Here is a 21,914-nt window from a genome sequence, read left to right as displayed (position 1 = left end):
GGTCGCGGCCACTCGGAAGGCCGGTGGTGCGTGGGTTGGGGTGAAAGGTGGCGCTTCTTCCGTGTCTGAGGTCTTCTGATGACGCTCGGTCGTGTCGCCGGATGATGAGTGACGGGGGTGCGGGCGTTCTGTGGTGAAAGTTCGCCGACTGCGTGACGGCTCCATGAAAATCTTGATCTGCTCGCGTCAATCGAGCAGTGTTTCGACCCAACCCCCGGAGATCTTCCGGCCGAGGGTCAATCCCCCCACAAAGAATGACGAGGAGACCCCTCTTCATGGCAACTCACAAGCGCGCTCGCTCGCTCAAGCTCACCGCGTCGATAACCGCCGTGGCGGCCGCCGCCGGTGTCACCCTCTTCACCACCCAGCTCGCCGGTGCCGCTCCGGCCCCCGCGACGGGCACCGTCTACGGCGCCGACGCGGCCTCGGCCGTCTCCGGCAGCTACATCGTGATGCTGGACAAGAAGGCCGACAAGGCCGAACTCGCCCAGGAGTACGGCGGCAAGCTGAAGCGCACCTACAGCTCCGCCATCAACGGATTCTCCGCCAGCGGCCTTTCGGACGCCGAGGCCGAGCGGCTCGCCGCCGACCCGGCCGTGGCCAAGGTCGTCCAGAACAAGAAGTTCCACATCGACGCCACGCAGGACGACCCGCCGTCCTGGGGCCTGGACCGGATCGACCAGGCCGAGACCGCCGGGGACGGCGCCTACACCTATCCCGACGCCGCGGGCGACGGCGTCACCGCCTACGTCATCGACACCGGTGTCCGCGTCACCCACACCGACTTCGGGGGACGGGCCACCTCGGGCTTCGACGCCGTGGACAACGACGACGACGCCGACGACGGCAACGGGCACGGCACGCACGTGGCCGGGACCATCGCCGGTTCCGCGTACGGAGTCGCCAAGAAGGCCAAGATCGTGGCCGTCAGGGTGCTGGACGACGCCGGCTCGGGCACGACCGAGCAGGTCGTCGCCGGTATCGACTGGGTCACCGCGAACCACAAGGGTCCGTCCGTCGCCAACATGAGCCTGGGCGGAGGCGCCGACCCGGCACTCGACGCGGCTGTGCAGAAGGCGATCGCCTCCGGTGTCACCTTCGCGGTGGCCGCCGGCAACGAGTCGAGCGACGCGGGGGAGGGCTCGCCCTCCCGTGTCCCCGAGGCCATCACGGTCGCCTCGTCCACGAAGGACGACGAGCAGTCGTCGTTCTCCAACTTCGGCTCCGTCGTGGACATCTACGCCCCCGGCTCGGACATCACGTCCGCCTGGAACGAAAGCGACGACGCCACCAACACCATCTCCGGCACGTCCATGGCGACCCCCCACGTCGTCGGCGCGGCCGCCGTGTACCTGGGCGGGCACCCGGACGCCACACCCGAAGCGGTCGCCACGGCGCTCACCGGGGGCGCCACCCCGGACGCCATCGGCAACGCGACCGAGGGCACGGCCAACAAGCTCCTGAAGATCGTCGAGTAGCGCGAGGCGCGACGGCCGCCGTGCCCTCCCCCACGGGGCGCGGCGGCCGTCGGCAGGCCATCCGGCCCGACGAGGACCGCAAGCCCTAGGCTGGGGACATGAGCACGATGTACGCGGCGCTGCTGCGCGGGGTCAACGTCAGCGGCCACCGGCGGGTCCCCATGGCGGAACTCCGCACACTGCTCGGAGAACTGGGCCACGAGGACGTCGCGACGTACCTGCAGAGCGGGAACGCCGTGTTCCGCAGTGCGGCGGGCGACGAGAACACCCTGGCCGCGGGGATCGAGCGGGCCATCGAGGAACGGTTCGGGTTTCCGGTCGACGTTCTCGTGCGTACGGGCGCCTATCTCGCGGACGTGGCGGACGGCTGCCCCTTCCCCGCCGCCGAGCTGGAACCCAAGCAGCTGCACGTCACCTACTTCGACCGGTCGGTCGACGACTCGCGCTTCGCCCCGCTCGACGCCGCGGCATTCCGTCCCGAGGAGTTCCGGCTGGGGGACCGGGCCCTCTACCTCTATGCACCCGACGGACTCGGCCGGTCCAAGCTGGCCGTCGCGCTGGGGCGCCCCGCGTTCAACCGCGGTCTCGTGGCGACGAGCCGCAACTGGAACACCGTGGTCAGACTGGTGGAGATGACGCGTGACTGAGCCCGAGCCGGCCGTGGCCGCCGCCATCGAGGGTGAGCTGCGGCTCCTCGATCCGGTGGTGCGGACCTCCGCCGACCAGCTGGCCGCGCTGCTGCACCCCGACTTCCGGGAGATCGGCACCAGCGGGCGGCTGTGGGAGCGGGACTCGATCATCGCCATGCTCACGGACCCCGGCGCACCCCGTCCCGGTCCCCTCACCGCGTCCCGTATGAGGGGCGACCGGCTGGCGTCCGATCTGGTCCACCTCACCTTCGACACCGAGTCCAGGGGCCTGCGCTCGCACCGCAGCTCGCTGTGGCGGCTGACCGCACAGGGCTGGCGTCTCTACTTCCATCAGGCGACGCCGTTCATCGACGATCCGTTCGCCGAGGCCTGAGGGCCCGCTCCCGTGGTCGCCCGGCCGCCCCTCAGCACAGGCCGTGCCCGGCTCGCAAGAGTGCGCCCCCGGTCCGATCCGCCCGCCCGGCGCAGCCGGTTCTCGCCGGAAAGACGGGTTTCGGCCAACCGGGGCGCCCGGGCAAAACGCTGGTAAAGAGCCTGAACGGACAGGGTGCCGACGGCTCCGGTCCGGGCTGCCGAGGCATCCGTGCGCCCGGCTGCCGGGCCGTCGCGGCGTGTGTGAACGCGATGCGCGCGGACGGGAACCGACGTCCGCTCCCCACTTCGCGCTTTGCTGCAATTCGCAGGCGCGCTCCGTTCGGTGAGCGGACGCCGATGTTCGGAGGGCACGTGTGCGGGGTGCGGGGTTCACGGTCCGTTCTCCGCCACGGTCCGGAAGGGGGTCTTGCCACCGGACCGACCGGAGTCAAGGATTCGGGGCGTGCGGTTGGCAGGTTCACGACCAGACCCACCTGGTCGCGGAGAACCGCACAAACTCGGCCGGCCCACCCAGCCGGCCGGTCACCCCCCAAAGACGGAGGATCCTGTGACCTTCAAGCGTTTCGCCCCCCTCGGTTCGCTCTCCAGACGCGCTCGCCTCATCGCCGCGACCTCAGGTCTGGTCACCGCCGTGGCACTCGCGGCCCCCACCGCCGTGGCCCAGGCCGCATCGGACACCGTGACGAAGGCGGAACTCAGCTCGGCCAGTTCGGCCGTGCGCGGTGCCGACATCGCCGGCACCGCCTGGTACACCGACGCGAGCACCGGCAAGCTCGTCGTGACCGTCGACAGCACGGTCACCGCCGCCGAGATCGCGACGATCAAGAAGTCGGTCACGGACTCGGGCGCCAAGGCCGACGTCAAGCACACCGACGGCACGTTCAACAAGCTCATCGCGGGCGGACAGGCCATCTACGCCGGCGGCGGACGCTGCTCGCTGGGCTTCAACGTCCGCAGCGGCAGTACCTACTACGCGCTGACCGCCGGGCACTGCACCGAGATAGGCAGCACCTGGTACACCAACTCGGGCCAGACCACCCTGCTCGGCACCCGGGCCGGCACCAGCTTCCCGGGCAACGACTACGGCCTGATCCGGCACTCCAACTCGGCCAACGCCGACGGCCGGGTCTACCTCTACAACGGCAGTTACCAGGACATCACCTCCGCCGCCAACCCCAGCGTCGGACAGTCCGTCAGGCGCAGCGGATCCACCACCGGCGTCCACGGCGGTTCCGTCACCGGGCTGAACGCGACGGTCAACTACGGAGGCGGCGACATCGTCTCCGGCCTGATCCAGACCAACGTCTGTGCCGAGCCCGGCGACAGCGGCGGCCCGCTCTTCGCCGGATCCACGGCACTGGGCCTCACCTCGGGCGGCAGCGGCAACTGCAGCTCGGGCGGAACCACCTTCTTCCAGCCGGTCGTCGAGGCGCTGAACGCCTACGGCGTCAGCGTCTTCTAGGCACCACCCCTGCTCCGACGGGCCGCGCTCCCCGAGCGCGGCCCGTTGCCGTCCCCGCTTCCCGGGAGGACCGGCGCTGTGCCAGGCTCGCCCGCATGCGCTACATCATCGTGGGAGCGGGCGCCGTGGGCGGCGCCGTCGGCGGGCGGCTGGCGGAGGCGGGCCACGAGGTGGTGCTCGTCGCGCGGGGGAAGCAGTACGCCGCTCTGCGCGAGGGCGGGCTCCGCCTCACCACGCCCGAGGGGACACGCACGCACCGTCCCCCCGTCGTCGACGGGCCGGCCGGGCTGCGCCTGGCGGGCGACGACGTCCTCGTCCTCACGGTGAAGACACAGGACGCCACCGACGCCCTCGACGCCTGGAGCGCGGCCCCGGTGGAGGGTGGCGGGACCGCGGCGGAACGGCTCCCCCTGATCTGCGCACAGAACGGTGTCGAGGGCGAGCGGCTGGCCCTGCGCCGCTTCCGCCGCGTCTACGGCTGTTGCGTCTACCTCCCCGCGACCTTCGTCGAGCCCGGCAGGGTCGTCGCCGCCGGGGCTCCGCTCACCGGCATCCTGCACCTCGGCCGTTACCCGTCCGGCACCGACGACATCGTGCGAGCGATCGCCGCGGACTGGGAGAGGGCCGGGCTGGAGGTACCCGTCGTCCCTGACGTGATGCGCTGGAAGTACGCCAAGCTGCTGTCCAACCTCGCCAACGCGGTCGAGGCGGTCACCGGGGTGCTCGGCGGCCCCGAGGGACGCGCCCTGGCCGGCCGGGCGCGGGCGGAAGGACAGGCGGTCTTCCGGGCCGCGGGCATCGAGGCCACCGGGAGCGAGGAGCAGGAGGCGGCACGCGGAGGCAGGATCCGCTTCGACCCGGTCGACGGCTCAGAGCGGGGCGGCGGGTCGTCCTGGCAGAGCCTCGCCCGGGGCACGGGCACCATCGAGGCCGACTACCTCAACGGCGAGATCTCCCTCCTCGGCCGACTGCACGGTGTCCCGACGCCCGTCAACGACGTCCTGCGGCGCACCGCGAACACCTTCGCCCGCGAGCGGCGAGCGGCGGGGTCCATGAGCGTCGCGGAGCTCACCGCACTGGCCGACGCGGAGTCCTGATCCCAGGGCGCCCGGTGCCGTGCCCCTTCGCAACCGTCTCACCCACCACGCGTGAGATCTCCGGCGCGTCCGGGCGCTCGGCGGACGCGATCCGCAGCGTCCGCCTGACGCCGTCTCAGGCGCTCAAGGCCCCCGGCATCACGGCACGCGCCTCGTCGTACCGGGTCAGCAGCAGCCTGGCGAGCGCGGGGGACGGGCCCAGCACACCGGCCAGCACATCGGCCCCCGCCTCCACCGCGCCCGCGGCGATCCGGTCAGGGAGGCGGCCGGGGGCGATCACGTACGGGGCGACCGCCACCCGGGCGATCCCGTCGGCCCGCAGCGAGCGCACCACGTCGGCGGTACGGGAGGAGCCCCCGGCGGTCACGGCGGAGGCGAACGCGGGCCGCACGGCGCACCAACCGGTGTGCCGCAGCTCCCGCGCGATTTCAGCGATCACCGCGTTCGCCTCCGGATCGGTGGAGCCCGCCGACGCCAGGACGAGCCCGGTCGTGGACCTGTCGGCGGGCGAGAGCCCCGCTTCGTCGAGCCGCTGCTCCAGCGCCGCGTTCAGCAGGGGCGACGGGCCGAGGACGCCCGCCTGGGTGACCCGCAGCCCGGGGAGCCGGGTCCGCGCCTCGTGCAGCACGGAGGGGATGTCCGTCTTCGCGTGGAAGGCGCGCGTCAGCAGCAGGGGGAGCGCGACGACCTCGCCCGCCCCCTCCGAGGCCAGGCGCTCCAGGACCCGCGGCACGGAAGGGGCGTTGAACTCCAGGAAGCCCGTCTCCACGCGCAGGCCGGGCCGCAGCGACCGCACGCGCGCGGTGAGCGCGTGCACGGTCGCCGCGTGCCGCGGGTCACGGCTGCCGTGGGCGACGACGAGGAGTACGGGTGAAGGCATCGCGCTCAGCTCTTGACCAGGAGACCGCGGCTGCGCAGGACGCGCCGCTCCAGCGGGCTGAAGATCAACAGGTCGATCGCGATGCCCACGAACAGGATGAGGAGGATGGCCAGGAAGATCCCCGGCATGTCGAAGTTGTTCCGGCCGTTCTCCAGCAACTGGCCGAGCCCCAGGCCGAGATCGGGCGAGGATGCGATGATCTCGGCGGCCATGAGCGAACGCCAGGAGAACGCCCAGCCCTGCTTGAGGCCCGCCAGATAGCCGGGCAGTGCCGCCGGCAGGACGATGTGGATCGTCCCCCGCAGGCCCGTCGCCCCGATCGTGCGGCCCGCGCGCAGGAACAGCGGCGGTACCTGGTCGACACCCGAGACCAGGCCGTTCGCCACGGACGGGACGGCGCCGAGCAGGATCACCGCGTACATCGTCCTGTCGTCCAGGCCCAGCCAGATGATGGCCGGAGCCACCCACGCCACCGACGGCAGGGACTGCAGTCCGGACAGGATCGGACCGATCGCCGCCCGGACCACCCGCACCCGGGCCACGAGCAGCCCCAGCGGTGTGCCGATCGCCACGGCCATCACGAAGCCCAGCAGACCACGCGACACGCTGGTCCAGATGACCTCCAGCAGAGTGCCCTGCGCCCACATGCCGGCGAGGCTGTCCCATACCGCGGCCGGCGGCGGGAGCTTGTAGTCGTCGGTCACCTTCGCCCAGACGAGCACCTGCCAGACCAGGACCACGAGGACCACCGCGATGACCGGCGGCAGGACCTTGTCGAGCAGGATCTCGCGGGCCGGTGTCCTGCGCAGCTGTACGGCGTCGAGCGCGTCCAGGCCCGCTTCCAGGCCCGCCAGGTCGTCGGCCTTCGTTTCAGTGCTGGCCATGACGGCGGATCTCCCCACGCAGTTCTTCGGTGATCTCGACGGACAGCTCCGCGACGGCGGTGTCCTCGATACGGCGCGGCTGCTCGATGTCCACCGTCCACTCGCGTGCGATCCGGCCGGGCCGCGACGAGAGCAGGATGACGCGCTGCGCGAGGCGCACGGCCTCACGCACGTTGTGGGTGACGAAGAGGACCGACGCGTTCGTCTCGCGCCAGATCCGGGTCAGTTCGTCGTGCAGCACGTCCCGGGTGATGGCATCCAGCGCCGCGAACGGCTCGTCCATCAGCAGCAGTTGACTGTCCTGGGCGAGCGCACGGGCCATCGCGACCCGCTGCCGCATCCCGCCCGAGAGCTCGTGCACCCGCTTCCCGTACGCCCCGCCGAGGCGTACGAGCTCCAGCAGCCGTTCCGCCTCGGGGCGGCGGTCGGACTTGGGCACCCCGCGCAGCCGCAGGGCCAGTTCGATGTTCTTGCCCGCGGTCAGCCACGGGAAGAGGGCGTGCTCCTGGAACATCAGGGCCGGCCGCCCGCCGGGGGTCTCGATGGACCCCGCGGTCGGGCGGTCGAGTCCCGCCACCAGGTTGAGCAGGGTGGACTTACCGCACCCGGAGGCTCCCAGGAGGGTGACGAACTCGCCCGGAGCGACGTCGAGCGTGATGTCGTCCAGGACGAGCTGCCGTCCCGTGGGTCCGGCGAAGGACTTGGAGACGTTCGTGATGCGAGCGGCGTGCTCGACCGCCGTGCGGTCCTCGGCCTTGGTGAGCGTGGTGGTCGCCATGGTCGTCACCTCCTGGGAGTCTTCGGGGATCCTGGTGCGGGACTACTCGGCGCCGAGACCGGCGTCGGCGACCTCGGGCTGTCCCTCGGCCTTGAGGATCCTGTTCAGCGGCTTGAGGTCGTAGATGCCCTTGAGGTCGGGCTTCTCCAGCAGACCGGCCGAGACCGCGTGGTCCGCCTGGGCCTGGAGCGTGGCGGCCAGCGGGTCGTTGGTGATCTGGATGGACTTCCAGGCCGGGTCCAGGACCTCGGCGGGCAGCGCCTTGCCGCTCAGCTTCTCCAGCGCGGAGTTGGCCGAGGCCTTCGCCTTGTCGGGGTTGGCGTTGATCCACTTGTTGGTGTTCACCGTGCCGCGCAGCACCGCGTCCACGACGTCCGGGTGCGCGGAGAGGAACTTCTGCGACACGATGATGTTCGTGATGACGAACTTGTCGTCCGGCCACAGCGAGGACTCGTCGAGCAGGACCTTGCCGCCCTCGGCGACCAGCTTGGAGGCGGTCGGCTCAGGAACCCAGGCGCCGTCGAGGGAACCCGACTTGAAGGCGTCCGGAGTCACCTTGTTGTCCGAGCGGACCACGGAGACGTCGCCCTTGCCGCTCTGGGCGTCGACCTTCCACCCCTTCTCGGAGATCCAGTTGAGGAACGCCACGTCCTGGGTGTTGCCGAGCTGCGGGGTGGCGATCTTCTTGCCCTTGAGGTCGTCCAGGGTCTTGATCTTCTTCGGGTCCACGACGAGCTTCACGCCGCCGGAGGCCGAGCCGCCGATGATCCGCAGGCTCTGGCCCTTGGACTTGGCGAAGCCGTTGATCGAGGGGGAGGGGCCGATGAAGCCGATGTCGATCGCACCCGCGTTGAGCGCCTCGATCTCGGAGGGCCCGGCGTTGAACGTCGAGGGCTTGACCGTGGTGCCGCCCAGTTCCTTGGCGATGAGCCCCTCCTGGATACCGACCAGGGCGGTGGCGTGCGTGAGGTTCGGGAAGTACCCGATCTTCACGGTGTCCGTGGAGAGCTTCTTCCCGTCGGCGGAGACGTTCGACTTGTCGGCGTCGTCGTCCTTCGCCTCGGAACCGTAGCCGCAGGCGGTGAGCGCCACGGCGAGCAGCGGCAAAGCGGCGGCAGCGGCGAGGCTGCGGCGGATCGTGGTACGGGTGGCAGGCACGGGAGGGTTTCCTCTCGTTGGCCCGGTTCTCACATCCCCCGGAAACCGGGTGGCGCGGCCGGGCGGTCGGCAGGTCTTCGTCTGAACTGGCGGTGCGGGTGGTACGAGCGGGCGCGCGAGCAGTGCGCGTACGTCATCACGCACATCGCCCGACCCCGCCCTGGCCGCTGCCGAGGGCGCCGCTGCCGACGCGGCCGCCCTCCTTCGCGAAGGTCGAGAAGACGTCGTTGATCATCAGAAGTCCCACTCCGGGTCCTGGGCGGTCGGGTCCGCGTCCGTCTCCGTGACGGCGGCGAACGACGCGCCCGCCATGCCGGCCGACAGCGTGGTGCCGTCGGCGGGGTCGATCAGCAGGAAGGAGCCGGTGCGCCGCGAGTCCGCGTAGGCGTCGAGCGCGAGGGGCTCGGCGGTACGGATCACGACCCGGCCGATGTCGTTGGCCACGAGCTCTCCGGGCGCCGGGTGCTGGGACAGGTCGTCCAGCGTCAGGCGCGAGGGGATGTCCTTCACGATCGCCTTGACCGTGCGCGTGGTGTGCTTGAGCAGCACCCGCCGGCCCACGGTGAGCGGGCGGTCGGCCACGTGGCAGACGGTCGCCTCGACGTCCTGGGTGACGGCGGGGGAGTCGTCCACCGGGGCGATCAGGTCGCCCCGCGACACGTCGATGTCGTCGGCCAGCCGGATCGTCACCGACTGCGGGGCCCAGGCGGCTTCGACGCTCTCCCCGAGTGCGTCGATCCCCTCGATCGTCGTCGTGCGTCCGGACGGCAGGACGGAGACGCGCTCCCCGACCCGGAACACTCCGGCCGCGATCTGACCCGCGTATCCCCGGTAGTCGCGGTGCTCCGGGGTCTGCGGGCGGATCACGTACTGCACGGGGAAACGTGCGTGGCACGCGGTGAGGTCGTGGCTGACGGGGACCGTCTCCAGGTGCTCCAGCACCGTCGGGCCGCCGTACCAGTCCATGTGGGCGGACGGCTCCACGACGTTGTCACCGGCCAGCGCCGAGATCGGGATCGCGGTGATCTCCGGGACGCCCAGGGAGGCGGCGTAGGCGGTGAACTCCTCGGCTATCGACGCGAACACGGGTTCCGCGTAGTCCACGAGGTCCATCTTGTTCACGGCGAGGACGACGTGCGGGACGCGGAGCAGGGCGGCGACCGCGGCATGACGGCGGGTCTGCTCGACCACGCCGTTGCGGGCGTCGACCAGGACGACGGCCAGCTCGGCGGTGGACGCGCCCGTCACCATGTTGCGGGTGTACTGCACGTGCCCCGGGGTGTCGGCCAGGATGAAGCGGCGCCGCGGGGTTGCGAAGTAGCGGTAGGCCACGTCGATGGTGATGCCCTGCTCGCGCTCGGCGCGCAGGCCGTCGGTGAGCAGTGCCAGGTCGGGCGCCTCCTGGCCGCGGTTGGACGAGGCGAGCGCCACGGCTTCCAGCTGGTCGGTGAGGACCGACTTGGAGTCGTGCAGCAGGCGACCGACGAGGGTGGACTTGCCGTCGTCGACCGAACCGGCCGTGGCGAAGCGCAGCAGGGTGGTGGCCGACACATGCTCTGTGGTGGTGATGCTCATGTCTAGAAGTACCCCTCGCGCTTGCGGTCTTCCATCGCGGCCTCGGACATCTTGTCGTCGGCGCGGGTCGCGCCCCGCTCGGTGAGCCGGGACGCGGCGATCTCGGTGATCACGGCGTCCAGGGTGGTGGCGTCGGAGTCGACGGCGCCCGTGCAGGACATGTCACCGACGGTGCGGTAGCGCACCTGGCGGGTCTCCACCTGCTCGTGGTCCTTGGGCCCGCCCCAGTCGCCCGCCGTCAGCCACATGCCGGAACGCCTGAAGACCTCGCGCTCGTGGGCGAAGTAGATCTCCGGGAGCTCGATGCCCTCACGCTCGATGTACTGCCAGACGTCGAGCTCGGTCCAGTTCGAGATCGGGAAGACCCGGACGTGCTCCCCGGGGGCGTGGCGGCCGTTGTAGAGCTGCCACAGCTCGGGGCGCTGGCGGCGCGGGTCCCACTGGGAGAACTCGTCGCGCAGCGAGAAGACCCGCTCCTTGGCCCGGGCCTTCTCCTCGTCGCGGCGGCCGCCGCCGAACACCGCGTCGAAGCGGTGCCGCTGGATGGCCTCGGTGAGCGGGACCGTCTGCAGCGGGTTGCGCGTGCCGTCGGGCCGCTCGCGGAGCTTGCCGGCGTCGATGTACTCCTGGACGGACGCGACGTGCAGGCGCAGTCCGTGCTTCTTGACGGTGCGGTCGCGGTAGTCGAGGACCTCGGGGAAGTTGTGCCCGGTGTCCACGTGGAGCAGCGTGAACGGGATCGGCGCCGGGGCGAACGCCTTCAGCGCCAGGTGGAGCATCAGGATCGAGTCCTTGCCGCCGGAGAAGAGGATCACCGGCCGCTCGAACTCACCCGCCACCTCACGGAAGATGTGCACCGCCTCCGACTCCAGGGAGTCCAGGTGGCTGAGCGCGTACGGGTTGACGGTGCCTTCCGGCACGGTGGCGACGGTGCTCACGCCAGGCCCCTCTCGGTGAGCAGCGCGCGGAGCGCCGCTGCGGACTCCTGCACGGTCTGCTGGTGCGACTCGATCCGCAGGTCCGGGGACTCGGGGGCCTCGTAGGGGTCGTCGACCCCGGTGAGACCGGTGAGCTCGCCCGCCGCCTGCTTGGCGTACAGCCCCTTCACATCGCGCTCGGAGCACACCTCGACCGGTGTGGCGACGTGCACCTCCAAGTAGGCCGTGCCCTCCCGCTGATGACGCTTGCGCACCGCGTCACGGCTGTCGGCGTAGGGGGCGATGACGGGGACGAGGGCCTTCACGCCGTTGGCGGCCAGCAGTTCCGCGACGAAGCCGATGCGCTGCACGTTGGTGTGCCGGTCCTCGCGGGAGAAGCCGAGGCCCGCGGAGAGGAACTCCCGGATCTCGTCGCCGTCGAGCACCTCGACCCGGTGCCCGTCCGCGCGCAGACGGCCGGCCAGTTCGTACGCGAGGGTCGTCTTGCCGGCGCTCGGCAGGCCGGTGAGCCAGACGGTGGCTCCCGTCTCCGTCACGCTCATCGATATCTCCTGATCAGTCGTCATCAGCCGTGCAGCCCGCATTCGGTCTTGCCCCGCCCGGCCCAGCGGCCGGCCCGGGCGTCCTCGCCCTCCAGCACCCTGCGGGTGCAGGGTGCGCAGCCGACGGAGGCGTAGCCGTCGTCCAGCAACGGGTTGGTCAGCACGCCGTGTTCGGCCACGTACGCGTCCACGTCGTCCTGCGTCCAGCGGGCGATGGGCGAGACCTTGACCTTGCGGCGCTTCTCGTCCCACCCCACGACCGGAGTGCCGGCGCGGGTGGGGGACTCGTCGCGGCGCAGTCCGGTCGCCCAGGCCGTGTACGCGGTGAGCCCGTCCTCCAGCGGCTTCACCTTGCGGAGGGCGCAGCAGAGGTCCGGGTCCCGGTCGTGCAGCCGCGGACCGTACTCGGCGTCCTGCTGGGCCACTGTCTGACGTGGGGTCAGCGTGATGAGGTTGACGTCCATCACGGCGCCGACCGCGTCCCGGGTGCCGATGGTCTCCTCGAAGTGGTAACCGGTGTCCAGGAAGACGACGTCCACGCCCGGCATGACCCGGGAGGCCAGGTGGGCGACGACCGCGTCCTCCATGGAGGAGGTGACGCAGAAGGCCGTGCCGAAGGTGTCGGCGGCCCACGTCAGGATGTCGCTCGCGGAGGCGTCCTCTAGATCGCGCCCCGCCTGTACGGCCAGGTCCCGCAGGGCCTCGTCGGTGAGCCGGCCGGTTCGCAGAGTGTCCGTCATGTCCCGTCCCCTTCAACGTCGTCGCGCCGCAGCCCCTGGGCCAGCAGGCCCAGGAACTTCAGCTGGAACGCGCGATTGCAGGAAGCACATTCCCAGGCCCCGTGCCCCGCCTCGTGGGGGCGCAGGTCCTCGTCCCCGCAGTACGGGCAGTAGAACGGAGCCGCTCGCTCGCTCATGACAGCGACTCCGCACCGGCACGTGCCGCCCAGGTCGCGAAGCGCTCGCCCTCCTCGCGCTCCTCCTGGTAGTTGCCGAGTACCCGCTCGACGTAGTCGGGCAGTTCGGCCGCGGTGACCTTCAGACCGCGGACCTTGCGGCCGAATCCGGCCTCCAGCCCGAGTGCCCCGCCGAGGTGCACCTGGTAGCCCTCGACCTGATTGCCGTCACCGTCGAGCATGAGCTGGCCCTTGAGGCCGATGTCCGCGGTCTGGATGCGGGCGCAGGCGTTCGGGCAGCCGTTGATGTTGATGGTGAGCGGCTCCTCGAAGTCCGGCATGCGGCGCTCCAGTTCGTCGATGAGCGAGGCGCCCCGCGCCTTCGTCTCGACGATCGCCAGCTTGCAGAACTCGATGCCCGTGCAGGCCATCGTGCCGCGGCGGAAGGGGGAGGCGTTCACCTGGAAGTCCAGTGCCTCCAGCCCGGCGGTCAGGGAGGCGACCTGGTCCTGCTCGACGTCCAGGACGATCATCTTCTGCTCGACCGTGGTGCGCACCCGGCCCGAGCCGTGCGCCTCGGCCAGATCGGCGATCTTCGCCAGGGTGGAGCCGTCGACCCGGCCGACGCGCGGTGCGAAGCCGACGTAGAAGCGGCCGTCCTGCTGGGCGTGCACACCGATGTGGTCACGCCAGCGGGACGAGGGCTGCTCCGGGGCCGGCCCGTCCAGCAGCGGGCGCTTGAGGTACTCGTCCTCCAGGATCCCGCGGAACTTCTCCGGACCCCAGTCGGCCATCAGGAACTTCAGACGGGCACGCGTGCGCAGGCGGCGGTAACCGTAGTCGCGGAAGATGCCGACGACACCGGCCCAGACGTCCGGGACCTCGTCGAGCGGCACCCAGGCGCCCAGGCGCTCGGCGAAGCGCGGGTTGGTGGAGAGGCCGCCGCCGACCCACAGGTCGAAACCGGGGCCGTGCTCGGGGTGGTCGACGCCGACGAACGCGATGTCGTTGATCTCGTGCACCACGTCCTGGACCGGCGATCCGGAGATCGCGGTCTTGAACTTGCGGGGCAGGTTGGAGAATTCCTTGCTGCCGATGTAGCGCTCGTGGATCTCGTCGACCGCGGGCGTGCCGTCGATGATCTCGTCCGCCGCGATGCCGGCCACCGGCGAACCGATGATCACGCGGGGGCAGTCGCCGCACGCCTCCGTGGTCGAGAGGCCCACGGCCTCCAGCTTCGCCCAGATGGCCGGGACGTCCTCGATGCGGATCCAGTGCAGCTGGACGTTCTGCCGGTCGGTGATGTCGGCGGTGCCGCGGGCGTACTCCTCGGAGATCTCACCGATGACCCGCAGTTGAGTGGTCGTCAGCCTGCCGCCGTCGATGCGCACCCGGAGCATGAAGTAGCGGTCGTCGAGCTCCTCCGGCTCCAGCACGGCGGTCTTGCCGCCGTCGATGCCGGGGCGCCGCTGCGTGTAGAGACCCCACCAGCGCATACGCCCGCGCAGGTCGTTCGGGTCGATGGAGTCGAAACCACGCTTGGAGTAGATCGTCTCGATACGTGTCCGCACGTTGAGACTGTCGTCGTCCTTCTTGAACTGCTCGTTCCCGTTGAGCGGCGTGAAGTGACCCATGGCCCACTGACCTTCACCACGGTGACGTCCGGCCTTGCGGCGGGGCGTGGCGGCAGCAGGCTTCTCAGGGGTGGCGGCCATGGCTATACGTCCTTCGGGACTGCAGGAGGGCGGCTCTGAACTGCACACCCGCGTGAGGCGCGGCGGTGCGCAGGGATGGAGCGGAAGCAGGAGATCGAGGTGCTGGAGACTCTCAGCGGACCGGACAGATGGCGCTGGACATGCGGCCGAGATCGACGTGCCGCCGACTCACCAAGGCAATTCCAGTTCCGGACATGACGGAAGCGTGTCACGCGGATCTCGGGCCAGTCCACCACGATCCATTATGTGGACGAGATGGTCCCGACATGCGAGACGACGTGGTGGCGGTCACGTCGTCATGTCCACAAAGTGCTTTTCCGGACGCGCGGTCAGGCGTACGCGCCGGGCCACGGGTCGGGGTTCGCCGCGTCGGCCTCCCGCACGATCCGCGTCTCGGCCAGCCGGAACCCGCGCGCGAGGTAGTTGTCCATCGCGTGCGGGCCGTCGTCCGAGCACGTGTGCAGCCACACCCGCTCGGTGGGCTTCCGCCCCGGATGCCGCTCCGCCAGGTCCCACGCGCGCGCCACGCCGTACGACAGCAGGTGCCCGCCGATCCGGCGTCCCCGGAAGGCCGGTATCAGCCCGAAGTAGGCGATCTCCACCGCGCCGTCCTCCTGTGCGTCGAGCTCGATGAACCCCGCGGGGGTCCCGTTCTCGTACGCCACCCAGGTCTCCGCCCCCGGGCGCTCCAGGATCTCCAGCCACCGCGCGTACGAGAGGCCGAGCCGGTCCGTCCACCGGATGTCGCCCCCCACCGCCGTATAGAGGAAGCGGCTGAACTCCGGCAGCGGCGTCTCGGAACGCGTGACCGTCACCCCGGCCGCAGGGGCGGCCGACGGCTTCAGTTCGGCGGGCGAGGTCTGTTCCAGATACCAGACGGTGACGTCGCGGAACGGGGCTGCGGAGTCGCTCATGGCCGTCAGGGAACCACGGCCGGGGCCCCGCCCCCAAACCCGGCGGTTCCGGGCCGCCCTGCCGAGGCACGCGCCGCGACCACCACCGGAGCCGTCGAGCGGGGCAGCAGGTCGGCCGGCACCTCCGGGTGCACCACCTCCACCTCCACCCCCTCGCCGAAGCGGTACGGACGGTGGCACAGCACCTCCGCGAGGTGCCGCCGCATCCGCGATATCTCGGCGCGCACCGTCACCGTCCGGGTCGCGTCCCCGAACACGTCCTCGGCCAGCTCCGCGGCGGTGCGCCCCTCGCGCCGCAGGGCGAGGGCGTACAGCAGCTCGGCGTGACGGGGCGAGAGACGGCGCGTCCACGTGTCCACAGGACCCGTCACGTGGACCGTGAGCGCCCGCTCCCGGCTCAGGTCCAGCACCACCCGGCGCGGCGGGCCGTCCTGGGCGCCCTCCGCGACCTGGACCAGCCAGCCGCCCGGCAGCGGCTCCACCCAGCACATCCCGAGCGCCGCCAGCCACACCGGCCCCGGGCGCAACGACTTCGGCAGCGGCAGCCGGTCCACGGGCGGCATGCCGCTGACGGCGGCCAGCCGGCCGTGGGTGTCCACGACCAGGGCACGCCCGCCCAGCCGGCACAGGATCGGGGCGGCCACGGACCGCAGCCGCTCGATCGCGACCAGATGCCTGCCGCGCAGTTCGCCCTCCGCGAGCGCCGCCACGGAGCCGACCAGGGCCAGCGTCGCCGGATGGAAGGTGGACGCGGGGCCGCTGACGTCGACGATGCCCATCAGCCGCCCGTCCCTCGGGTCCCGCACCGGAGCGGCGGCGCACGTCCAGCCGTGCAGGGCACGGATGAAGTGCTCGGCGGAGTGGACCTGCACGGGGGTGCGGACGGCGAGGGCGGTGCCGATCGCGTTCGTCCCCGTCGCCGACTCCGACCAGGCCGCCCCCTCCTCCAGGCAGATGTCCTTGGCGCGGCGCATCACCGCCGGGTGACCCTGGCGCCACAGGACCCGGCCCTCGGTGTCGGTGACCACCATGATCTGGTGCGCCGCGTCCGCGATGGCGGCCAGGCCCCCGCGCAGCAGCGGCATGACCTCGCCGAGCGCCGAACCGGTGCGCCGGTGCTCGATCTCCTCCGCCTCCAGGAGCCTGCTCTCCGGCGACTGCTCGGGATCGATCCCGCTGCGCATCACCCGGTCCCAGGACGCGTCGATCTCCGCGCGCGGTGCCACCACCGTGCGTGCACCCGCCAGCCGGGCCTCCCGCGCGAGGTGCACCGACCGTTCGGTGAGCGCGGGATACGCGGCGTCCCCCGGCCGCGGCGGTGCGACGGGCCTTGTGTCCATGTGCGTCCCCCAGCACAACGTGGGCCCCGCCCGGAGGTGGAGAGGAACCCGGAGGACCCATCCTGCCGTGCCGCGGGCACCGTCACCCCGCACTCCGCGCAATGTTGCAACCCCTTGCAACCCTGGTAACCGGACGCCGGGCGTACGACCATGGCGGAACGCCGTCCGACGCGTCCTCGACCCGCCGTGCGGTGTGCACAAGCGTGGGGGTGGTGCCGTGTCGGCGCAGCACCACCCCCGTCGTTTGTCCTCAGCCGGTTCCGGGCCGCGCCCGCTCCACGACCGAGGCCAGGCCGAGGCTGTGCGGCAGCGTCCCGAAGGCCGCCCCCCAGTCCCGGCCCAGCCGTGAGGCACAGAACGCGTCGGCGACCTCCGGCGGTGCCCAGCGCAGCAGCAGGGACCCCTGGAGGACGAGGGCCATCCGCTCCGCCAGCCGCCTGGCCCCCGCCTCGGCACCCTCCAGGTCGGCCAGACCCGTCAGCAGGTCCTTGATCGCCGCGTCCAGCCTGTGGTCCGCGCCGCGCGCCTTCCCGACCTCCCGGAGGAAGGCGTCCAGCGCCCCGGGCTCCCGCCGCAGCGCCCGCAGCACGTCGAGGGCCTGCACATTGCCCGAGCCCTCCCAGATCGAGTTGAGCGGAGCCTCGCGCAGCAGCCGGGGCATGCCGGACTCCTCGACGTAACCATTGCCGCCGAGGCATTCCAGGGCCTCGCCGACCACCGCGGGGCACCGCTTCGTCACCCAGTACTTGGCGGTCGGCACCGCGATCCGCAGGAACGCCCGCTCCTCGTCCGTGCCGGCGTCGTACGCGGCGGCCAGGCGCAGGGCGAGCGTCGTGGCCGCCTCGGACTCGATCGCCAGGTCGGCCAGGACGTTGCGCATCAGCGGCTTGTCGATCAGCGGCCCGCCGAACGCCTCGCGATGGGCGCTGTGGTGCGTGGCCTGCGCCACCGCCTGGCGCATCAGCGCCGCCGAGCCCACCACGCAGTCCAGCCTCGTCGCCGCCACCATCTCGATGATGGTGCGGACCCCGCGGCCCTCCTCGCCGACCCGGCGGGCCCACGTCCCGTCGAACTCGACCTCACCGGAGGCGTTGGACCTGTTGCCCAGCTTGTCCTTCAGCCGCTGGATCGCGAACACGTTGCGCACGCCGTCCGGCAGGACCCGCGGCACCAGGAAGCAGCTCAGACCGCCGGGCGCCTGCGCCAGCACCAGGAAACCGTCGGACATCGGGGCCGAACAGAACCACTTGTGCCCGGTGAGCAGGTACTCCCCGTCGCCCGCCAGCGGCTCGGCCCGCGTGGTGTTGGACCGCACGTCGGTGCCGCCCTGCTTCTCCGTCATCCCCATCCCGAACAGCGCACCGGCCTTCTGCGACGCCGGCCGCAGCCCCTCCTCGTACACGTGCGAGGTGAGCAGCGGCTCCCACTCGGCGGCGAGTGCCGGATCGGTCCGCAGTGCCGGAACCGCCGCGTGCGTCATCGACAGCGGGCAGCCGTGGCCCGCCTCGGCCTGCGTCCAGACCAGGAACCCGGCCGCGCGCCGCACGTGGCCGCCCGGTCTGCCCCAGGCGTCCGTCAGCCCGGCGGAGACGGCGTGCCCCAGCAGCCGGTGCCAGGACGGATGGAACTCCACCTCGTCGACGCGGTTCCCGTAGCGGTCGTGCGTCCGCAGCTTCGGCGGGTTCTCGTTCGCCCGCGCACCCCACGTCTGCGCCTGGACGGAACCGGCGGAGCGGCCGAGCTCGCCGAGTTCGCGGCGCGCCTCGTCGAGGACCCCGGGGTCCAGATGCCGCTCGACGGCCTCCCCCAGTGCGAGGTCGGCCGAGAAGACGTCATAGCCGGCCAGCGGCGGAACCTGGTTGGTCACTGTGTGGGTGCTTGCTGCCATGCCGATACGGTAAGGACGTGCAGGCAGCAAATGAAACACCCGAGCGGCCACCGGGGCGGCTCCACCGGGCCCGAGTCCTCTACCGCAACGTCTCGAAGCGGCAGATGGCATGGCAGTTGCTCAAGGACACGGTCAATTCGTGCATCGAGTACCGCATCCTCGGCCTCGCGGCGGAGGCGGCGTTCTTCACCCTGCTGTCCTTGCCCCCGCTGCTGCTCGGACTGATCGGCCTGCTCGGTTACGTCGACGACTGGACGGACACCACCACGGTCGCCTCCATCGAGCGGAACATCCTGGGCGCCGTGCAGACCGTGCTGTCCGAGCGCGGCGTGAACGAGATCGCCAAGCCGCTCATATCCGACGTCACGAACGGCGCGCGCCCCGACGTGATCTCCATCGGCTTCGCGATCGCCCTCTGGTCGGGATCACGCGCGGTGAACGTCTTCATCGACACCATCACCGTGATGTACGGCCTGGACGGCCACCGCGGCATCGTCAAGACCCGGCTGCTCGCCTTCCTGCTCTACGTGGTGGCGCTGCTGCTCGGCGCGGTGGTGCTGCCCCTGCTGGTGGTGGGCCCCGACCGGGTGGTGGAGTCCGTCCCCTGGGGGACCGAGGTCCTCGCGGTCATGTACTGGCCGCTGGTGATACTGCTGTCCATCGCGTTCCTCACGACGCTCTACCACGTGTCCGTACCCGTGCGTTCGCCGTGGATAGAGGACGTTCCGGGAGCACTCGTCGCCCTCGGGATGTGGGTGCTGGGGAGCTTCCTGCTGCGGATCTACCTCACCAGCACGGTCGAAGGCCCCACCATCTACGGTTCACTGGCCGCGCCCATCGCCGTCCTGCTCTGGATAGGTATCTCCGCATTCGCGGTACTCGTCGGCGCCGCCGTCAACGCCGCGATCGACCATGTGTGGCCCTCGCTCGCCACCGCCGCGGCCCGCGCCACCAGCGACCGGATCAAGGCCGCCCAGGCAGCGGAGCTCGTCGCCCGCACGCAGGCGGCCAACTGGGACGCGTACGCGGACGACGAGGACGAGGACGTGTGCATGCCGTCGGAGTTCCCGGAACGCTGGTCGCGCTTCCTCCCCCCGGACGACGTGAAGTCGCGGCTGCACGGGACCCGGGACAAGGACGCCCCGTAGCCCTGCGGGTACGGGCGCATCCGCGTAACCACTTCCTGGCCTTCACCGCCATCGCCTGCACCCTCATCTGCTACCGCAGACTCGCCAGACGAGATGGTCTCTGAGCGCTTGCTCGGCCTGTGCCGGTCGAAGTTGCTCATCGGTCAACCGGTCTGTCCGGAGTCCGAGTCCGTGATCCAGCGCCCTTCGGCGGAGTCGTGCGCGTACGCCGGCCTCCCCCTGGTCCCGCTCGTGCGGAACGGCTTCCCGCCGTCCGTGATCCGCACCGTCCCCGTACGGCCCCCGGCGCTCCACTCCAGCTCCAGGTACCAGCGGCAGTCGCATCCCGCCGTCTTCGCGGAGACCAGCAGATCCTCGGGGTCGGAGGAGGTGACCTTGTACGGGAAGGAGACGGCCGGGATCTTCCGGACCTCGGCGCCGGAGGCGTCAAGGCCGTCGACGGACCTCGCGAGCGGGCGCGGCCGGTCGAGGTCCACGGCGAAGTGGCGCGGGGTGACGGCGCCGCCACAGCCGTTGTCCATCCGGTACGCGTTCCACGGCAGCGGCGCGGCGCGGTCGACCACGCGCACGTGCAGGGCATGGAGGACGACGGCGTCGGACGGTGACCGGCCCTGGACCGTGATCCGCACCAGCGCCTCCCCGCCGTGCACGGCACCGTGCGTCCCGGCCCACGCCCCGGAGTCGGCCGCGACCGGCGGCGGCGCGACCGCGCGGGGGGCCCGGTCCACGAGGTAGGTGTGCCCGCAACCGCCCTCCCAGAGCTGGGAACCGATGCTCCAGGTGAAGGGGAGGGGGGCCGCGGTCCGCCCCGGAGCGGTGGAAGCGGGAGCGGGGGCGGAAGCCGTACGGGTGGGGTGGCCGAGCAGGGTGGCGGCGAGGGCGAGCACGACGAGGGCGACGGCGGCGGCGACGAGGAGGGGAGCGGGGGCGCCACGACGGGCGCGGGCGCGGGGCGCCTCCGGCGCGGTCGGGTCCGGGGCGGTCGGGTCCGGGGCGGTCGGGTCCGGTGCGGTCGGGTCCGGGGCGGGGCGGGGGCCCGGGTCCGGCGCGGACGGTTCCGGGTTCGATTCCGGCGCGGCCGACACGGCCGGCACAGGCGTGGGCGCGGGCGTGGCCGCTCGGCGGCGGGCGCGGTCCGCCTCCGTCCAGGCCGCCTCCAGGGCCCACCGTTCCTCCTCGTCCGCCCCGCACAGCAGGGCGAGGCGGTCGACCACGGCGAACTCCTCCGGGACGGTCGCGCCCGAGCAGTAGCGGTGGAGGGTGGACGCACTGACGCTCAGCCGCCGGCCCAGCGCCTCGTAACTCCTCCCGTCCCGCGCCTTCAGCGCGCGCACGAGCCCCCCGAACTCCTCGACGGCGGCGTCCTTCGGCATTCCATCCCCCTCGACCCTGCGTCCCATCCTTCACGGCCTTGCACGTCAGCGGGGGTGGAATGGTTCCGGGACGGCTGGTGGGCGCGTGATCCTTGCAGCCGGCGGGCGCCGGCCCCACGCTGGTTGAGCACTGACCGAACGAACGACCCGACGGGGGATCCACCACCATGAACAAGCTCCGCACCGCGCTCGCCACCGCAGCCGCTGCCGCACTGGGCCTCGCGGCCCTCGCCACAGCCCCGGCGCAGGCCGCTGCCCAGCCCGCCTTCCTCGCCGCCTCCCAGATGCCGCCGTCGTCGACGCCGTGGACCGCCACCCAGGTCTTCACCGGCGTCCCGGAGAACGGCGGCGTCCTCTGCGCCCCGTACAAGATCCCGGCGCAGAACACCCGCTACCGCGAGTTCAGCACCGAGCTCGACACCAACGGCGTCCAGGTCACCACCGTCGCCCGTACCGAGGCCGACGCCGTGAAGCTGGTCGACACCCTCCGCGGGGCCCTCGCCGGCTGCGGCGCCCTGCTGGAGCAGCAGAACCCGGGCCTGCAGGCCGTCAGCGCCTCCCACGGCAAGCTCGCCGTCGAGGAGGGCGCCTGGGTCTACAGCCTGGACACCGCCGACCCGCAGATCGGCATCTCCGACATCCACCTGTTCTCCGTCGGCCGCGACGGCCGCACCGTCACCCTCGTCCGCTGGGGCCAGATGGGCGACCTCGAGGACGCCCCGCTGACCGCCTTCCGCACCACCACGAAGACCGCCGTCAACAAGCTCCACTGACCCGGGGGCTGACCACAGTTCGACAGCGGCGCGGCCGGAACCCGGGCGCGC

General features: G+C 71.6%; 22 protein-coding genes. 7 read left to right on the top strand and 15 right to left on the bottom strand.

Translation table 11 applies throughout. The features are described 5' to 3' along the window. Positions 1-275: 275 nt before the first annotated feature. The 5 genes from ACFYY2_RS15150 (at position 276) to ACFYY2_RS15130 (ending at position 5,062) form a co-directional block, all read left to right on the top strand. Entirely contained in the window at positions 276-1,478 is a 1,203-nt protein-coding gene (locus ACFYY2_RS15150; protein WP_388742224.1) for a S8 family peptidase, read from the top strand. Between the two features lie 98 nt (positions 1,479-1,576). Beyond that, positions 1,577-2,125: a DUF1697 domain-containing protein gene (locus ACFYY2_RS15145; RefSeq protein WP_388742222.1), complete on the top strand. Its 549-nt coding sequence runs from the start codon at positions 1,577-1,579 to the stop codon at positions 2,123-2,125. Next, entirely contained in the window at positions 2,118-2,501 is a 384-nt protein-coding gene (locus ACFYY2_RS15140; RefSeq protein WP_388742219.1) for a DUF4440 domain-containing protein, read from the top strand. Before ACFYY2_RS15145 ends, ACFYY2_RS15140 begins: the two co-directional genes overlap by 8 nt. 549 nt (positions 2,502-3,050) lie before the next feature. Next, positions 3,051-3,965, top strand: coding sequence for a S1 family peptidase (locus ACFYY2_RS15135; protein WP_388742217.1), 915 nt, complete (start codon positions 3,051-3,053; stop codon positions 3,963-3,965). Between the two features lie 95 nt (positions 3,966-4,060). After that, on the top strand, positions 4,061-5,062 hold the full coding sequence (locus ACFYY2_RS15130) for a ketopantoate reductase family protein (RefSeq protein WP_388742214.1): 1,002 nt from the start codon (positions 4,061-4,063) through the stop codon (positions 5,060-5,062). A gap of 115 nt (positions 5,063-5,177) precedes the next feature. Here the strand turns inward: ACFYY2_RS15130 and ACFYY2_RS15125 are convergent, their stop codons facing one another. The 14 genes from ACFYY2_RS15125 to ACFYY2_RS15060 all read right to left on the bottom strand — a co-directional run bounded on the left by ACFYY2_RS15125 (position 5,178) and on the right by ACFYY2_RS15060 (position 18,569). Continuing rightward, on the bottom strand, positions 5,178-5,942 hold the full coding sequence (locus ACFYY2_RS15125; RefSeq protein ID WP_388742211.1) for a sirohydrochlorin chelatase: 765 nt from the start codon (positions 5,940-5,942) through the stop codon (positions 5,178-5,180). A 5-nt stretch (positions 5,943-5,947) separates the two neighbouring features. Next, entirely contained in the window at positions 5,948-6,826 is an 879-nt protein-coding gene (locus ACFYY2_RS15120) for an ABC transporter permease (RefSeq protein WP_388742209.1), read from the bottom strand. Beyond that, positions 6,813-7,604, bottom strand: coding sequence for an ABC transporter ATP-binding protein (locus ACFYY2_RS15115; RefSeq protein ID WP_388742206.1), 792 nt, complete (start codon positions 7,602-7,604; stop codon positions 6,813-6,815). The genes ACFYY2_RS15120 and ACFYY2_RS15115 overlap by 14 nt, the downstream gene beginning before the upstream one ends. A 42-nt stretch (positions 7,605-7,646) precedes the next feature. Further along, positions 7,647-8,762 (bottom strand): aliphatic sulfonate ABC transporter substrate-binding protein, encoded by a 1,116-nt coding sequence (locus ACFYY2_RS15110; RefSeq protein WP_388742203.1) that lies wholly within the window; start codon positions 8,760-8,762, stop codon positions 7,647-7,649. A gap of 234 nt (positions 8,763-8,996) precedes the next feature. Then, positions 8,997-10,337, bottom strand: coding sequence for a sulfate adenylyltransferase subunit 1 (locus ACFYY2_RS15105; RefSeq protein ID WP_388742199.1), 1,341 nt, complete (start codon positions 10,335-10,337; stop codon positions 8,997-8,999). A 2-nt stretch (positions 10,338-10,339) separates the two neighbouring features. Next, a complete protein-coding gene (cysD, locus tag ACFYY2_RS15100; RefSeq protein ID WP_388742196.1) occupies positions 10,340-11,275 on the bottom strand; it encodes a sulfate adenylyltransferase subunit CysD in 936 nt (311 codons plus the stop codon). Continuing rightward, the gene (gene cysC / locus ACFYY2_RS15095) at positions 11,272-11,841 is read right to left on the bottom strand and encodes an adenylyl-sulfate kinase (RefSeq protein WP_388742194.1); all 570 of its coding nucleotides are present in this window, start codon (positions 11,839-11,841) and stop codon (positions 11,272-11,274) included. Before cysC ends, cysD begins: the two co-directional genes overlap by 4 nt. Beyond that, positions 11,841-12,557: a phosphoadenylyl-sulfate reductase gene (locus tag ACFYY2_RS15090; protein WP_388742191.1), complete on the bottom strand. Its 717-nt coding sequence runs from the start codon at positions 12,555-12,557 to the stop codon at positions 11,841-11,843. The genes cysC and ACFYY2_RS15090 overlap by 1 nt, the downstream gene beginning before the upstream one ends. Beyond that, positions 12,554-12,733, bottom strand: coding sequence for a hypothetical protein (locus ACFYY2_RS15085; RefSeq protein ID WP_329041521.1), 180 nt, complete (start codon positions 12,731-12,733; stop codon positions 12,554-12,556). Before ACFYY2_RS15085 ends, ACFYY2_RS15090 begins: the two co-directional genes overlap by 4 nt. Next, a complete protein-coding gene (locus ACFYY2_RS15080; protein WP_388742189.1) occupies positions 12,730-14,427 on the bottom strand; it encodes a nitrite/sulfite reductase in 1,698 nt (565 codons plus the stop codon). The genes ACFYY2_RS15085 and ACFYY2_RS15080 overlap by 4 nt, the downstream gene beginning before the upstream one ends. 112 nt (positions 14,428-14,539) lie before the next feature. Then, positions 14,540-14,623, bottom strand: coding sequence for a putative leader peptide (locus ACFYY2_RS15075; RefSeq protein ID WP_349817346.1), 84 nt, complete (start codon positions 14,621-14,623; stop codon positions 14,540-14,542). 133 nt (positions 14,624-14,756) lie between these two features. After that, on the bottom strand, positions 14,757-15,341 hold the full coding sequence (locus tag ACFYY2_RS15070; protein ID WP_388742186.1) for a GNAT family N-acetyltransferase: 585 nt from the start codon (positions 15,339-15,341) through the stop codon (positions 14,757-14,759). 5 nt (positions 15,342-15,346) lie between these two features. After that, positions 15,347-16,681: a GAF domain-containing protein gene (locus ACFYY2_RS15065; RefSeq protein WP_388742183.1), complete on the bottom strand. Its 1,335-nt coding sequence runs from the start codon at positions 16,679-16,681 to the stop codon at positions 15,347-15,349. A gap of 250 nt (positions 16,682-16,931) precedes the next feature. Continuing rightward, a complete protein-coding gene (locus ACFYY2_RS15060; RefSeq protein ID WP_388742180.1) occupies positions 16,932-18,569 on the bottom strand; it encodes an acyl-CoA dehydrogenase family protein in 1,638 nt (545 codons plus the stop codon). Positions 18,570-18,586: 17 nt separating this feature from the next. Between ACFYY2_RS15060 and ACFYY2_RS15055 the strand changes: the two genes are divergently transcribed. Then, positions 18,587-19,717, top strand: a complete 1,131-nt coding sequence (locus ACFYY2_RS15055) for a YihY/virulence factor BrkB family protein (protein WP_388742177.1) — start codon at positions 18,587-18,589, stop codon at positions 19,715-19,717. A 143-nt stretch (positions 19,718-19,860) separates the two neighbouring features. On the opposite strand, the gene ACFYY2_RS15050 is transcribed toward ACFYY2_RS15055, so the two are convergent. Then, on the bottom strand, positions 19,861-21,090 hold the full coding sequence (locus tag ACFYY2_RS15050; RefSeq protein ID WP_388742174.1) for a helix-turn-helix domain-containing protein: 1,230 nt from the start codon (positions 21,088-21,090) through the stop codon (positions 19,861-19,863). A 167-nt stretch (positions 21,091-21,257) separates the two neighbouring features. Here ACFYY2_RS15050 and ACFYY2_RS15045 point away from each other — a divergent pair, with 167 nt between their 5' ends. Further along, the gene (locus ACFYY2_RS15045) at positions 21,258-21,863 is read left to right on the top strand and encodes a hypothetical protein (protein ID WP_388742171.1); all 606 of its coding nucleotides are present in this window, start codon (positions 21,258-21,260) and stop codon (positions 21,861-21,863) included. Positions 21,864-21,914: the final 51 nt, after the last annotated feature.

Origin of the sequence: Streptomyces sp. NPDC001822, assembly GCF_042892135.1 — a bacterium.
Classification (GTDB): domain Bacteria; phylum Actinomycetota; class Actinomycetes; order Streptomycetales; family Streptomycetaceae; genus Streptomyces.
The sequence above is the reverse complement of the archived record's forward strand: the minus strand, read 5'-3'. Positions and strand labels throughout refer to the sequence as shown.